This is a genomic window from Paenibacillus foliorum, from assembly GCF_013141765.1.
In the GTDB taxonomy this organism is placed as follows: domain Bacteria; phylum Bacillota; class Bacilli; order Paenibacillales; family NBRC-103111; genus Paenibacillus_S; species Paenibacillus_S foliorum.
Genome location: NZ_WHOD01000102.1, coordinates 95871 through 111860, shown reverse-complemented (window position 1 = coordinate 111860; position 15990 = coordinate 95871). Strand labels below are relative to the sequence as shown.

At 44.8% G+C, this 15990-nt stretch carries 11 protein-coding genes; all 11 read left to right on the top strand.

What is annotated here, in order from left to right; translation table 11 throughout:
* Window positions 1-16 precede the first annotated feature (16 nt).
* The 11 genes from GC093_RS27200 to GC093_RS27150 all read left to right on the top strand — a co-directional run bounded on the left by GC093_RS27200 (window position 17) and on the right by GC093_RS27150 (window position 15953).
* Window positions 17-3145 (top strand): glycosyl hydrolase, encoded by a 3129-nt coding sequence (locus tag GC093_RS27200; protein WP_171655068.1) that lies wholly within the window; start codon window positions 17-19, stop codon window positions 3143-3145.
* Complete coding sequence (locus GC093_RS27195) at window positions 3142-5274, top strand: YIP1 family protein (RefSeq protein WP_171655067.1); 2133 nt, start codon at window positions 3142-3144, stop codon at window positions 5272-5274. The genes GC093_RS27200 and GC093_RS27195 overlap by 4 nt, the downstream gene beginning before the upstream one ends.
* Window positions 5271-7547 (top strand): DUF5696 domain-containing protein, encoded by a 2277-nt coding sequence (locus tag GC093_RS27190; protein ID WP_171655066.1) that lies wholly within the window; start codon window positions 5271-5273, stop codon window positions 7545-7547. The genes GC093_RS27195 and GC093_RS27190 overlap by 4 nt, the downstream gene beginning before the upstream one ends.
* Complete coding sequence (locus GC093_RS27185; protein WP_171655065.1) at window positions 7547-8413, top strand: carbohydrate ABC transporter permease; 867 nt, start codon at window positions 7547-7549, stop codon at window positions 8411-8413. The genes GC093_RS27190 and GC093_RS27185 overlap by 1 nt, the downstream gene beginning before the upstream one ends.
* 62 nt (window positions 8414-8475) lie before the next feature.
* Window positions 8476-9432 (top strand): carbohydrate ABC transporter permease, encoded by a 957-nt coding sequence (locus GC093_RS27180; protein WP_171655064.1) that lies wholly within the window; start codon window positions 8476-8478, stop codon window positions 9430-9432.
* 191 nt (window positions 9433-9623) lie between these two features.
* Window positions 9624-10349 carry a hypothetical protein gene (locus GC093_RS27175; RefSeq protein WP_171655063.1) on the top strand — a complete coding sequence of 242 codons (726 nt, stop codon included), beginning with the start codon at window positions 9624-9626 and terminating at the stop codon, window positions 10347-10349.
* 37 nt (window positions 10350-10386) lie between these two features.
* Window positions 10387-11127, top strand: a complete 741-nt coding sequence (locus GC093_RS27170; RefSeq protein ID WP_171655062.1) for a hypothetical protein — start codon at window positions 10387-10389, stop codon at window positions 11125-11127.
* Window positions 11128-11152: 25 nt separating this feature from the next.
* Entirely contained in the window at window positions 11153-11845 is a 693-nt protein-coding gene (locus GC093_RS27165) for a hypothetical protein (RefSeq protein WP_171655061.1), read from the top strand.
* A 249-nt stretch (window positions 11846-12094) separates the two neighbouring features.
* Window positions 12095-13411 (top strand): ABC transporter substrate-binding protein, encoded by a 1317-nt coding sequence (locus tag GC093_RS27160; RefSeq protein WP_171655060.1) that lies wholly within the window; start codon window positions 12095-12097, stop codon window positions 13409-13411.
* Between the two features lie 129 nt (window positions 13412-13540).
* A complete protein-coding gene (locus GC093_RS27155; RefSeq protein WP_171655059.1) occupies window positions 13541-14566 on the top strand; it encodes a hypothetical protein in 1026 nt (341 codons plus the stop codon).
* A gap of 40 nt (window positions 14567-14606) precedes the next feature.
* On the top strand, window positions 14607-15953 hold the full coding sequence (locus tag GC093_RS27150) for an ABC transporter substrate-binding protein (RefSeq protein ID WP_171655058.1): 1347 nt from the start codon (window positions 14607-14609) through the stop codon (window positions 15951-15953).
* Window positions 15954-15990 lie beyond the last annotated feature (37 nt).

The window sequence follows — 15990 nt, the reverse complement described above, 5'->3', positions numbered from 1 at the left end:
AAGGAGGCGATTGCACATGGCAGGAAGCGTGCAGCTGCGCAGAAAATTCGAACATCCATCGGTTGAATACAGATCAGCTCCGTTCTGGGCATGGAATGACGACCTGCAGGAGGAAGAGCTGGTCCGCCAAATCCAGCAAATGAAGGATCAGGGAATGGGCGGATTTTTCATCCATTCCCGAGATGGACTGGAAACCGATTACATGGGGCGTGAGTGGATGGATTACGTCCGTACAGCCGTGCAAACCGCCGAACAGCTGGGCATGCAGGTATGGCTGTATGACGAGGACCGCTGGCCATCCGGTTTTGCAGGAGGTCTTGTACAGGCTCGAGGCGGGGACGCCTATCGTGCCAAAGGATTAACGATGGAGGTATGCCAGCAGGGCAATTCGTGGGATTTAGCCGATGCAGCAGCCTTGTTTAAGGCAGTGATCGAAGAGAGAAGCTTAATCCGCTGTGAGCGGCTTCCAATAAATGAAAAACCGACGTTGGATAAAGATGAAGTATTGCTCGTTTTTCGTGTAGAGGTATCGGTGTATAGCGAATGGTTTAATAACGAAGCGCCGCCTGACAATCTCAATCCGGATGCGGTGCGGGCGTTTATCGAAACCACCTATGAAGCCTACAAGCAAGAGGTTGGAGAGCAGTTTGGCACAACGATCCGCGGAGTGTTCACCGATGAGCCCAGCATACATGACCGTCACTGCAGGTTTACAGAAGGACGGGGCTGGATTCCGTGGACGTGGTCGTTTCCATCGTTTTTTCAAGAACGAAGGGGCTATGACCTTCTGGATATCGTACCGTTCATGTACTTTAATGGGGAGTATTCCTCACAAGCCCGCCATGATTACTGGAGGACGGTTACGGAAAGGTTCAGTGAAGCCTACTCCAAGCAGCTGGGTGATTGGTGCGGGGATAACGGAATCGCTTTTACAGGCCATTATTTATGGGAAAACAATATGGGCACAGCTACTCGCGTTTGCGGAGCTGTTATGCCCAATTATCGTTTTCAGCAGGTTCCCGGCATTGATATGCTGAACGAGCAAACGAATGAGTACATCACAGTGAAGCAATGCACAAGCGTAGCGAATCAATATGGGAGAAAGTTCGTGCTCACAGAAACATACGGCTGTACGGGCTGGGGATTTACGTTCGAAGGACAGAGATGGATAGGTGACTTCCAGTATGTGCTCGGCGTTAATATGAGGTCGCAGCATTTGGCGCTCTATTCGATTAAAGGCTGCAGGAAACGGGATTACCCGCCAGTGTTCAACTACAATACAAGCTGGTGGAAATACAATTATGTGATTGAAGACTATTATGCCAAGCTATCGGCTGTATTGACGGAAGGGACGCCTATCCGGGATATTCTTGTCCTCCATCCCTCCTCCACAGCATGGAGCATGGTCGGCACAGGACCTTACGGCTTCCCTGCACGGGGCAAAGATAGGGATGTATCGGCAACGAACACCTTCGGACATGAATTCAACTCGTTTCTGGGCAAGCTGCTAAAGGGTCATTACGATTATGACCTTGGCGATGAAACGATTATGGCGGAAACAGGAGCCGTACGCGGAAATAAGCTGGCTGTGAACCTCGCCGAATATAGTATCGTAGTGATTCCGCCCATTCAGACGATGCTGCATAGCACGTATCGGCTGCTAGCTGATTTCTTGGATGCAGGGGGAAAGGTTATTGCTGTTGGACAACAGCCGTCAATGCTTGAGGGCAGACCAACTGAGCTGCTTTCTCAGCTGTACGGGCATCCTAACCTTTTACAAGTTCAAGACGTTGAAGAAACGATAGAGGCATTGGTTCATATTTCGCCTAGGCGGGTCAGCGTGACTCATGAAGATGCCAAGGAGGCTCCTGAGTTTCTGTATATGCTAAGAGAAGCGGATGACTGCCGTACGTTGTTTCTGGTCAACAATGATCGTGAAGGCTCACACCAGGTTCGGATTGCCATGGAAGGCAGCGGCAGCTTGGAAGAGTGGTCAGCGTTGACCGGCGATGTGAAGGCAGTTGAAGTAGAAGTGAAGGATGGTTATATCCACTTCATAGCAGAATTTGGCCCGGCAGATTCGAGATTATACATACTGGATAAGAAACAAGCTTCAATATGTAAGATGGATATAGCAGCCGCAGCAAAGGTTAAACATCCTCTTGAAGATGGTAGCATCGAAGCTGTGTTGGAGCTTGGACCAATCAGTGGATATACCCGCACCATGCCCAATGTGCTGACTCTAGACACTTGCTCTTATCGATTTAATGAGCAAGAGTGGTCCGAAGAGGTGGATGTATGGCTGGCACAAAAAGAGATTCGAGATGCTCTTGGTATGAGGCAGGTTTATTACAACGGTATTGAACAAAGATATAAATGGATTAACAAGCCACATCCGGGGAATGGCACCCCTGTGCAGCTCAAATTCACTTTTCATGCAGCTGTATTGCCCCAAGAGCAGGTTTATCTAGTGGTGGAATCTGCAGAGTACTATGAAATAACACTGAATGGTTCAGCTGTGCCTAATCACCCAGATGGATGGTTCCTCGATCGGTCATTCGATAGAGTTCCTCTCCCTGGAATAAGAGAAGGAATGAATGAGCTGGTTTTATCTTGCAGCTATCATAATCGAATGGAAGTAGAGGATATTTATCTCATGGGTGACTTCGGGGTGGATATCGACAGGGAGATTATAGCGGAGCCAGAGACATTAACGTTAGGCGATTGGTGTACTCAAGGTTATTTCCATTATTGCGGAAGCATGATCTATCATTTCAACATCTTGGGAAACAACGTAGTGAAGACTCGGACTTTGCTGGAGCTTCAGGGCTATTCTGCGGTTACGGTGGAAGTTAGAGTTAACGGCCATCTGGCAGGGCATGTGCCTTGGCGGGCTGCTAATCTTCTTGATCTAACGGAGCATCTTCTAGATGGAGAGAATCGGATAGATATCGAAGTGATGGGAAGTCCTCGTAATATGCTGGGACCGTTCCATCATCTGTCGGGGGAGCCTTCAACGACAAGCTGGGCATCGTTCCGCAAATCGGGCAGCGATTACACACCAGAATATCGGTTGCGTCCATACGGATTGTTCGACCCGATCAAATTGTATCGATTGAATGTAGAAACGGAGGTTCGAGCATGAAAATAAGATGCGGGTGGAAGCAGTTCCTCGCTTTACTCATCTTGTGTACGGCACTGCTGCTGCCTGGAACTGTTGACGCTGCAGTTAAATATTCTACTTTTACCAAAGATAGTTATGGCAACCTCATTTGGCTTCAACCAGCTTACTATCCGACAGGTGTTATTGGTCAGGATTTATATGTGCCGGATCCAGCTAAGCCACAAGTGAAAATGAAATCATCTATGAAGAATCCAAAGGATATTTTCGTGGATAAGAACAATGAGATTTATATCGCGGATTCAGGGAATAACCGGATTGTCCATATGGATGAAAAGGGTAAGCTGCTGCGGTACATTACATTACCGGAAAGCCCGTTTTCCAAGCCCGAGGGTGTCTTTGTAACCAAAGACGGCGATATTTATATCGCAGACACAGGTAACAAGCGGGTGCTTCAGCTGGACAAAACCGGTAAGCTATTGAAGGAATTTAAACGTCCGGAATCGAGATTTATCGCCGATACATTCGTTTTTGAGCCAGGTAAAGTGATGGTGGATGATCGTGACTTTCTGTACATTGCGATCCGCGGTGGCTACGAAGGCTTGATGCTGCTTGATCCGAACGGCAAGTTCCAAGGCTTCTTCGGTGCAAACAAAACGGCGCTCTCTCCATTGGACGCATTAAAGCGAAAGCTTTATACAAAGGAAATGTATGCCAACGAAGTAGCGAAGAGACCAGAAACGATAAACAGTGTCGCAACGGATAAAAATGGCTATATTTACACGGTCACTGGCGGAACGGCCAAGATTGACCAATTAAAGAAGCTAAATATTAAAGGCGACAACTTACTTCGCAGCTCCCAGAAATCTTTTGGTGAATATCGTGCACTAGATGTACAGCCGACTACTAGTAAAACCGGTGCAAGTATTCCGCAGCTGATCGATATAGCGGTTGACCAGAACGGCAATATGATCGTAGTCGATCAGCAATTCAAGTACATCAGCAATTACGATGCTTCAGGCAATCTTTTATATTTCTGGGGGGGTCCCTCGGCTGTTGGCTCCTCTCAGGTAGGCTTGCTGAAAAGTCCCGTTGCTTTGGACGTGAACTCGCGGAATGAATTGTTCGTTCTCGATGATCAGGAAAATATTGTCCAAGTATTCCGCTTATCCGAGTTCGGGCAAAAGGTGGATCAAGCGAATCAACAAACCCTCGCAGGCTACTATGAGGCAGGAGAAAAGCCTTGGCAGGATGTGCTTCGTATGAATGCACAGTTTACTCCCGCCATTCTGGGGTTAGCCAAATCCGCGTTCAAAAAAGAGCAATATGAGGATGCCAGACAGATGTTTAAAGAAGCTGGAGATCAGGAAGATTACTCCGAATCTTTTTGGCAAATTCGGATGCAATGGTTTCAGGCCAATTTCTCTTGGATTGCAAGTATCCTTTTATTCGGAAGCATTCTATGGATAGTCGTTGATAAGCTAACCGAAAAGAGTGCGTTTCGAAGCCGCTTACGTAATCGGAGTCAAAGGCCAAAAACCAAATTTATGGCCAATGTCCGACATGCATTTTATACAATGAAGCATCCTATAGATGGATTTGTGGCAGTACGCTATGAAGGTAAAGGAAGCTATCGCAGTGCCATCCTTATATTATTGGGCGTGTATGGGGCTCTGCTGGTCAAGGAGCTAGTGACGAGCTTTTCCTTTAACAACGTTACTTCCATAGATATCTATTCCATCTTCACGCAATTTTTTATTGTATGGATTGCCTGGATTATATCCAACTACTTGGTCAGCTCGATCTATTGTGGCGAGGGACGGTTTAGAGATATTTTTATCGGCAGTGCTTATGCATTGGTTCCTTATATTGTTATTGGCATACCGCTGGCTATTATTTCAAATTTCTTGACACTGCACGAGTCATCCATGTACGGCTTTGTAGCCAATGGAATGTTAGTGTGGATAGGGCTGCTGATGTTCTGGAAAATCCAGTGCATTCACAACTACAGCGTTGGAGAGACTGCATTGAACATTTTCCTCACCTTGTGCACGATGTTGGTTATTGGTGTCTTGCTCTTTGTTACGGCCGGTTTGACTAACGATTTGATCTCCTTATTTTATGAAATGGGCCAGGAGTTGATCTTAAGATGATATGGATAAACAAACTAAATAAACCTGTAACCTACGTTACCGTCTTACTCTTGGCCGTTGTGCTGCTATTTATCACCCAGATGAAGTTCGAATTCAAGGCTGATCAAAAGGAACGGGCCTTCGCACCAGCACAGAACGATTCAGGGTCTGGGGCTGCCAAAAACAGTGTTCTCGCTCAGCTTCCTAAGGACAGTGATTTTAAAAAAGTGGCAGAGAGCGATACGCTCCTTTTAAATATGGATGAGAAAACGGGACATTTTATTGTGGAGGATAAGAGGAATGGCAACGTGTATCGTTCGTATCCGAATCCGCAATATTGGGGCCAGGAAACAATCTCTGAAAATTGGAAAAAGCATTTGAGCTCGCCGCTCATGGTTCAATATGTAGATTTCTCGAAAACGATTTTACAAGCTAAGGAAACGAACTTTGCCGCTGAGGGTGGGCGAGTGAAGGACGTTCAGACGATTCCTGGCGGGTTTTCGCTAGTCTATGAGCTGCCTGCATCGGGATTCACCATTCCTGTACAGGTTAAAGTTGAAAAAGATTACGTTGAGACCAAAATTGTACGTGAGGGCATTAAAGAAACCAATATGGGGCTCGTCTGGGTGAGACTCTTTCCATTCCTAGGTGCGGATTATTCCGCTGGACAGGATGGCTATATGCTCATACCCGATGGGGCTGGAGCGTTAATTCGGTTCAAAGAAAACCAGTTGAATGTGAATAAGCTGTACGATGAAAGCGTGTATGGGCAAGACAATGCTTTCGGAGGCATGAGCAACAACCGGAACCGTATTATGATGCCGGTATTTGGTATGAAGGCTGATTCCAAAGCTTTTGTTGCCGTACTAGATAAAGGTGAGGAGTATGCTGAGATTGTTGCCTCCCCTTCAGGTGTTTTAAGCAACTATAACTGGGTCACCGCACAAATGAATTTCCGTGCTAGCTACCTCCAGTTCACAAGCCGAAATTCCCCGGATGAATGGGGGTTTCCCGCCTATAACAAGGAGGAGTTATTCGGCAGTGATCGCGTCGTACGCTACTATCTTTTGGATAAAACGAAGTCGGATTATGTGGGAATGGCTCAAGCCTATCGAGACTATTTGATGAAGGAAAAAGGCTTAAAGCCACTGGATGTTACTGATCCTAACTTGCCGATGCATGTAGATATTATTGGTGGGGACAGGGAGAAGGGAATAGTTAGTGACCGCTATTTGAACCTAACGAATACTAGTGACGCTACCCAAATGGTCACGTCCTTGCAGAACAAAGGTGTGAAAAACATGTCGTTCACATTTATGGGATGGCAGAACGGTGGCTACAGTTCCTTCGGTAAAACGCTGCCAGTTGATTCGCGAATCGGTGGAGATAGTGGAATGAAAGCGTTCATTGATTATGCTCATAGCACTAAATCGCGAGTTTATTTGGATACCGAGTATGCCGCTAATAATACGGGTGGCGGTGGATTTGATGAGAAATATCACGCTATGACCAATTTGGCAGGGAGAAGTATAACGCTTGGTTTGTTATATAACAATTCGCGGGTTCCAATGGTAAGCGAGAAGTTTAATGAAGCGACGATGAAGAAGGATTTAAAAGCATTTAAGGAAATGGGCATCGATGGTCTTGCTGTTAACCGGACTGGACAGCGATTGTTCAGCGATTATAACTCGGGCTATGGTTCTCCAAGAAATGAAGCGAGAAATACGCAGGAAAGAATATTGAAGAATATTAAGGAAGAGCTCGGCGGTGTAAGGGGCAAAAGCTCTAATTTCTATGCCCTGCCTTATATTAATCACATCCAAACGATGATTTATGATCATTCCTACGATCTTTTTACGGATGAGGCTGTACCGTTTGCGCAGATCGCTGCCCACGGTTTAATCACCTATTCATCTGAATATGTGAACAACCGGCAGGAGGATGTGAAAGACTTTTTACGTGATATCGAATACGGTGCTGTACCTTCGTTCATATTCACAAGGGCAGAAACGAAAGAATATGTGAACGCTTATGGAATCCGTTACTACAATACCTACTTCCCGAGCTGGGAGTCATTCGCTGCAGAGCAGTATAAGCAATATAACGAAGCGCTTGGCGATGTGCAGAACCAGTTCATTAGCAGTCATAAGACGCTGGCAAATAACGTAAAGGAAACGACCTATGCCAATGGAAAGCGTGTTGTAGTCAATTATAATTTGGAGCCGTATCGAGACGGTGGCCTGGATGTTCCTGCTCTAAGCTACATTCTCATCCAAGGAGGAGGGGCTAAGTGATGAAAAAAAATGTAAGACTTCGTGCGTCCTTCTCCGAGTATCTCGAGGGAATGATCTTTATAGCTCCATGGTTTATTGGATTTCTCGTATTCATGGCATTTCCTATCGGCTATTCCTTGTTTATGAGCTTTCAGAAAGTGACGATTACCGCTACAAGAACAACGACTGAGTATGTAGGATGGACCCATTATAATTATATCCTGTTTGAAAACGGGAGCATTCTATACAATGATTTGCTGCCGTTTCTAAGGCAGGCTCTGTTCATGATTCCGATTATTGTGCTCTTTGCGCTAATGATTGCAATCATATTGAACCAGAATTTTGCCGGACGCACCTTTTTTCGCGCCGTATTCTTCCTTCCGGTCATTCTCTCAACAGGAGAGGTTGTTAAGGAGTTTTTGACTCAGGGTGAGGGTGAACTCGGATTTATGTCCAAATATAATGTTTCCGGTCTTATTCAATCTAATATTTCCTCGACCTGGTCAGGTCCGTTAGTAGGTATTCTAGACTCGTTTGTGCTAATCCTATGGTATTCCGGGGTACAAATATTGATCTTCCTAGGGGGAAGACAGACGATATCCAATTCGGCTTATGAGGCGGCGCGCATCGATGGTGCAGGTCCATGGGAAACCTTTTGGAAAATTACACTTCCAGCTATGACGCCGTTTATTTTTGTGAATTTAATTTATACGGTAGTTGATCTGTTCACCTTCCCAACCAATCCAATTCTACAAAGGGTCAGAGACAGTGAGTATGGTCAATATAGTGCGCTTATCTGGATTTATTTCCTTATTATTAGTTTCTTCCTGGCAATTATTTTCATCGTTTTCCATAGAGCTACCAAATCGCAAAGACAGACCAGCTAAAGAGCAAAGCATGTGATCGACGGATGTGAAGTAAAGACACAACTTTTTGTAGGGGTGAAGCTATGATTGGTTTGAAATTGAAAGACAAGCAGGAGCTTTCGATACTTCTCTGGTTGAAAAAGGCCAAATTCGTAATCCTGGGTCGGGAAGCGGATAAAGGGCTGCTGTTTAAACTGTTTATTTACCTGATTCTGTTGGATACCGCTTATATTTATTTGAAGCCTGTGCTTCATATGGTGACCACTATGGTCAAAAATTCAACCGATTTGCTGGATCCATCCGTCAACTGGTTTCCTAGGGTCGTCTACTTCGGAAACCTTCAGGAGGCCTGGGAATGGCTGAAATATCCGAAAGCCTTAAGCTTGACCTTTATAATGGCTTTATCGGTTGCCATATTGCAGACTATATCCTGCGCTGTGACCGGTTATGCTTTTGCCAGACTGAAGGTTCCTTTTAAAGGCTTGATGTTTTTTTTCCTGATGTTGACCTTTATTGTGCCGATGCAGGTTACGATTCTGCCGAATATTATTTATGCAAGAGAACTGGGTCTGTTAAATACGATTTATCCGATCATTGTTCCGGCCTTTTTCGGTCTCGGCTTGAAGGGTGCATTGTTCGTTATCATTTACCGTCAATTCTTTTCCACACAGCCTAAGGAGCTGGAGGAGGCGGCCCGAATTGATGGAGCCAATGTGTTCAAGATTTTCTATAAAGTCATGATGCCGCTCGCAAAACCAGCTATTCTGGTTGTGTTCTTGTTCTCCTTTGTCTGGACCTGGAATGATTTCTATTTACCAAGCATGTATTTGGCTGATATCGAAACAGCTCCTTTGTCCATGGGGATATCGCGTATCGCTACGGCGCTTCGGCAGCAGGCTGAGCAGTTTGGGCCGTCTGTTACAGATGAAGCGATTCGAATGGCGACAACCTTTTTAATGATTATACCGCCAATGCTGTTGTATACGTTCACGCAGCGCTGGTTCATTGAAGGCGTTGAAAGAACGGGCTTGGTGGAGTAGGAGTGAGAGCAGGTGTTTGGCCGACGATTTGTTTTTCGTGAATGATTATTCGCGAGGTGACAACTTAAATTTCAAGAGCGGTGGAGTACCATCCCTTTCCCGCAATAACCACAATTGTGAATAATTATTCGCGAGGTTGCCTTTGTCGGTCAGACCGCTGAAATGAAACAAAAGAAATGGAGGATTATACCATGAAACGATTATTGGCACTACTTGCAGCAGCTGTGATGATAGTTTCCATTATGGGTTGCTCGTTATCTACAGGTGGAGGCCCTTCTTCGGATGGATATTCAGAGGCGAATGCCAAGAAGGTTATGTTAATCAGAAAGAAAGAAGGCAGCGGAGATCCGTTTATCATCAGTCATTTGAAAAAGCTGGGCTATCAGGTTATGGATATTGTAGATAGTGATTTTACGGTTGAAAAAGCGAATGGCTATGGCGTGATTTACGTGAGCGAGTCTGTCAATTCCTCCAAAATCGATGTTAAATTAAAAAGCTCTACGGTACCCGTTGTGTACGCTAAAGCGCAAGCAGCAAGTGATGCGGGGTTGGTGGGTGTTCAGAAATTCGGACAGGATGAGGAGCTGAAAACCGTTCAAATTATCGACAGCAAGCATCCGATTGCCGCAGGGTTAAAGGATACCGTTGCTCTCTATAAAGAAGAAGGCCGAGTAAGCTATGGGCTCTTCCCTGCTAAGGAGGCTTCTATCATCGCTCAAGTCTCAGCAAGCGGGGACAACAAGAAGGCGGCGATTTTTGCCTATGAGAAGGGCGCCAAAAATATGTCCAACGCAGCCGTGCCTGCGCGCCAAGTATTTTTCTCCATGCCTAGCGGTGAAGAAATTAAGCTTACGGATAATGGCTGGAAGCTGTTCGATGCGGCAATTGAGTGGGCTGCGCTTAGCGGGAAAAAGTAAAAAAGTAAGTTAACCAATACTAGGAGGGATTATATCTATGAAACGATTGTTGAATATGGCAGTGATCGCAATGATGATTTTCACCCTAATGGCTTGCAGTACTGTACCCCCCGATGTGGCAAAGCTCGCGAATCAACCGGCATCGAATACTACTAAAACACAGAGTAATGGGAAAAAGGTTCTCTTCGTTGGAAGAGACAGCGGTGGAGACGCCATTGTTATCAAGCGTTTGAAGGAAAAGCATGGCATGGAAGTTACAGTTATAGCCGATAAAGATCTTAAAACGGAAAGTGCTAACGGTCATATGTTGATCTATGTGAGTGAGTCGGTTAATTCCGGTAAAATTAAGGATATATTCGTAAAAACACCAGTACCTGTCATTTATGCGGAGCCTCAATCAACGAGTGATACGGGGATGACCGATGTCGATTCCTTCGGTGCTTTTGTTGGTGCTAACACAGTGAAAACCATTCAGATCAAAGATAGCAAGCACCCTCTGGCAGCAGGGCTGCAAGGTGCCATAGACGTATACAAGGATAACGGAAAGATGGGCTTTGCCATCCCGGGTAAAGAAGCTATTGTCATAGCTACGGTACCGAAGGAGGATCAGAAGGCGACTATTTTTGCCTATGAGAAAGGTGTAAAGAATGTAAAAGGGGATCCTGTCGCTGCCCGTGAGCTGTATTTCTATATGTTCAATGGTGAAGAAATCAACCAAACTGATGAAGGCTGGAAGCTGTTCGATGCAGCTGTTCAGTGGACAACCGGGAAAAATTAACTCTCAGAATAAGGAGGTGAATGTAATGGCTCGAGTGGTAAGCCTTATGCTTACAGTCCTAATATTGATTTCCATAACGGCATGTTCCTCCTCAACAAATAGTGTACCGGATAAGAGTAAAAAAGCACTTTTTGTTGGCAGGGAAAACGGCGGGGATGGCATTGTCATCAAGCATATCAAGGCCCTTGGATACCAGGTGGAAGTATCGTCAGACAAAGATTTAACCGCTGAGAAAGCTGTGGGGTACACCTTCGTATTCGTAAGCTCGACTGTGAACTCAAATAAAGTGGGCGGTAAATTGAAAGCATCTCCCGTGCCGGTCATTTATGCTGAGTCTCAGAATATGGGCGATCTGTACTTGGCGGGGAAAGAAACAGATACGGACAACGGAGATTTCGCTGGAAAATCAGTAACAATAAAAGCCGCTGACCACCCTATCGCAGCCGGATTGAAGGGAAACGTGGAGGTTTACCAACAGGAAGGCAAGATTGGCTTCACCGTTCCTAGTAAAGGAGGAGTGATTGTTGCCTCTGCCCCCGATAATGATCAAAAGGCTGCAATTTGTGTATTTGAAAAAGGCGCCAAAAATATGAATAATGAGCCGCTTCCGGCCCGTCAAGTATATTTTTATTTGGTTGGAGGCGAAGAGATCAACCAGACCGATGAGGGCTGGAAGCTGTTTAATGCAGCGGTTCAATGGGCGATTGGCAGCAAGTAAGGGATAATGATGGAATCGATTCGTTAGAGGAAAGATGCAACTAACAACCTATAAAAGTGGAATAGTCCCCCAATGCAAATCATGATGCTTCGTATTAAAGTAATAGATAAGATTGAAAACTGACCTGGACATTTAAATTTCATTTTTGCACGCTTTAAAAGCGCTTACACAAAGAGTGCTCGCCTTAAAGGGAGGTACGGAATAGCGTGTACAGGTTGGTTAACTATTAAGGGAGGTTTCAAACCGCATATGAAAAAAATGTTCAAAACATCAATGGTGGTCGCGTTGGCATGCTCAGTTATGGTAGGCTGTACAGCCAATCCTGTTGCAAATGAAAAAAATCCAGATCCCGGTAAAACGACAAAAGCACCGGATAATGAAATATTTATTTATACTTCATACCCTGCTTTCTACGCTAAAGAGGAAAATTGGGATAAACAGGTTGGTCAGTATTTAAAGAAGAAGTTTCCGGATCTCACTATTAAGCATGTCCACTGGGATAAAGGTAGAGAGTATAAGGATTTAATTGCGGCAGGAACGATTCCAGACATTATTATTGATAATGCCCGGATGAACTATGAAAGATATATTTTGAAAAATGATCTACAATACGACATGACCGAGCTAATCAAAAAGTTTAATTTCGATACGAGTAAATTGAACCCGGCTGCCATGGCACAGATGAAGAATATGACTCCAGAAGGAAAAATATATGGGCTGCCATTCCAATTGAGCGATTTCGTGCTTTTCTATAACAAAGACATCTTTGATAAGTTCGGCGTGGACTATCCTAAGGATGGAATGACCTATGATGAGATTTATGAATTAGCCAAAAAGTTAACTCGTGTCGAAGGCGAGAACACATATAAAGGCTATCAGCAGCATCCTGGCTTGTATATGACGTACAATCAGCTTTCATTGCCACCACTTAGCCTAACGGAAGATAAGGCACAATTAAGCACGGATGGTTGGAAAAAAGAAGTGGATAACCTAAGACGGTTCTATGAAATTCCGGCTAATCAGTTTACTTCCGTTGATGACTTCCCTAAAGGGAAAATGGCGATGAGTGTACACGTATCTGAGAAAATTATTCAATGGTATGAGCAAAATAAAAACTTGAATTTTGATATCGCCGCAATGCCATCCTTCGCGGATGTCCCTAAGACAAAAGCACAGCCTAACATGTACGCCGCTTATATTGCACAGCAATCAACCAAGAAGGATAAGGCATTCGAGGTCATAGCTTATCTTCTGTCTGAGGAAATGCAAATTAATTTCTCCAAGGAAGGGATCATTGGGCCATTGGAAAGCCAGAAGGTACAAGAGGCGTTCGGTAAAAACTTGCCGCAATTGCAAGGCAAGCATACCCAAGCGATCTTCGCCAGCAAAAACGCCATGCCTCCGGCAGCTCGCGCTAATGGCCTAACGCATGTGGATGTGCCGTTGCACAATGTATTTGCTCCATTGATTTTCGGAGAATCCAAGGATTCAGCAACGGCTTTAAGAATGATAGAAGAACAAACGAACAAAGGGATATTAACGGAAAAAGCTGCGAAAGCGAAATAAATAAGAATTAACTTAAGACTGAATAAACAAACCTCCAGAAGCGCTATAAAAGTGGAGCCGGGGGTTTGTTTTCTCAGATTTTGTAATGGAGTGGAGTTTTATTACAAGATGATAGGGGGAATTAGTTCGATGAAACGTTTGCTGATGTTGCTATTCGCGGCTATAATAGCCATTTCTATAATTGGCTGCTCATCAACAACAGATAATCCTGCTCAAGGCGGATCAACGAAAGTTGCTGATTCGTCAACGGCTCCGAAGCCTTCGGCGCCTCCAGAAGCACCAAAGGCTTCGGAACCGAAGGCCCCAGCGGAAGCCCCGAAAGCTCCGGTGGATACACCGAAGACTGAGGAGCCGAAAGCTCCGGCAGAAGCACCGAAGGCTGCGGAAACACAAGCGCCAGCGGAAGCGCAGAAGGCTGCGGAGACGAAAGCACCGGCGGAAGCACCGAAGGCTGCGGAGACGAAAGCGCCGACAGAGGCACCAAAGGCTGCGGAACCTGCAGCACCGGCACCGGCTCCTAGGCAGGAGGAAGTTTCTGCGAAAGGGAAAAAGCTCCTTTTGGTAGGCCGGGAGAAGGCCGGGGAGGATGTATTTGTAGCGAATCGTTTGAAAGCACTTGGATTCGCAGTTACCATTATGCCCGATAAGAACTTCACAGCAGATAAAACGAATGGCTATGATCTCATTTATATTAGTCAAACGCTGAACTCAAAAATGGTTAAGGACGGAGTCATGAAGGATGTGGCCATACCGACTGTTTATATTAAAAATCATGGTATGTTCTACCTCGGTTTGTCGTCCATAGAAGAAAACTCTAATATTTTCAATGTCAAATCGATTGATATCGTAGACAGCAATCACAAGGTGGCTGGCGGTTTATCCGGTACTGTCGAGATTTATAAAGAAACGGGCCCGAAAATGGGTCTCAGCTATGGCCTTCCTGGCAAAGAAGCCAAAATAATTGCAACAGGTCCAGGTGATAAGAGCAAAGCGACTATCTACTACTACGACAAAGGTACGAAAGCTGACAATGGGTATGAGGTAAAAGCTCGCGTATCGTTCTTCTATTTGAATAATCAAATGGAAGAAAATACAACGGAAGCTGGATGGAAGCTGTTAGATAATCTTGTTTTGTGGACCTTGCAGAACGGTTAATACCGGTTCATTTCAACATGATGACGGGTGGAGGTTAAGAATGAGCTTACGATTGAAAAGATTTTCACTACTAGCTTTATCACTTATCTTTCTGGCAGGCTGTGAACAAGGGATGGTATCAAATCCAGTCGCAACAGGTGAAAAAAAAGCTGTCGGCCAATCGTCTGAAAAAGAGTTGTTTATTTATACAGTATACCCACCCTTCTTATCAAAAGAGGAAGTTTTTGAAAAGCAAATAGGTCAATTCGTCCGTAAGAAATTTCCCGATATAACCATCAAGCACGTCCACTGGGATAATCCCGGCAGACAATATCAGGATTTGATTGCAGCCGGTACTATCCCTGATATTATCATCGATAACACTCGTATGAATGTACAGAGGTGGATCATTGATAATGATCTGCAGTACGATATGCGGGATTTGATCAAAAAGTATAATTTCGATACGAGCAGATTGAATCCGGCTCATATGGCTCAAATGAGCAATATGACCAAGGAAGGTAAAATATATGGACTGCCGTACAATAATAATGATTTTGTTCTATTCTATAACAAGGATATCTTCGATAAATTCGGCGTCGAATATCCCAAGGATGGAATGACATACGATGAAGCATACGAGAAGGCTAAGAAGCTGACTCGAGTTGAAGGCGAAATTACGTATAAGGGATTTTCACAAAACCCTGGTCATTATATGAACTATAACCAGCTGTCGCTTTCACCGCTTAGTCAGACCGAAGATAAAGCAAGCATGAACACACCAGAGTGGAGGAAGGTCGTAGATAACCTAAGACGCTTCTATGATATTCCTGCTAATCAATTCGATACCGTTGAAATATTCGCATCAAAAGGCAATATCGCTATGGCTGTGGCAACTGTAGATCATCTCGTATCATTTCATGAGCAAAATAAAAATTTGAACTTCGATATCGTAGCTGCTCCTTCCTTCAGTGATGTGCCGGATACGAGATATCAACCTAACCTTTACTCCATGTATATTACGAAGCAGTCCACTAAGAAGGATCTCGCCTTTCAGGTTATGGCTTCCTTACTTTCAGATGAGCATCAAATTGAATTGGCCAAGGAAGGAGTGCTCGTACCGGTGGAATCCAAGGAGGTTCAACAGGCCTTCGGACAGAACCTGCCCCAAATGCGAGGCAAGAACACGAAAGCGATCTTCCATGGCAAAACCGCTATGCCTCCGGCAGCACGGGCCGAGGGCGTGCTCTGGTATGATGTTCCTATGCAAAATGTATTTGCTCCTCTCATTTTCAAAGAGTCCAAGGATTCTGCAACGGCATTGCGTATGATTGAAGAGCAATCGACCAAAGGATTGGAAACGAAGAAAGCGTCAATAGCTCAGGTTGATAAGGCGGTAAAAAAGTAGTTCAGCTCCGCTGAAAATTTATAAGCTCAGATATTAT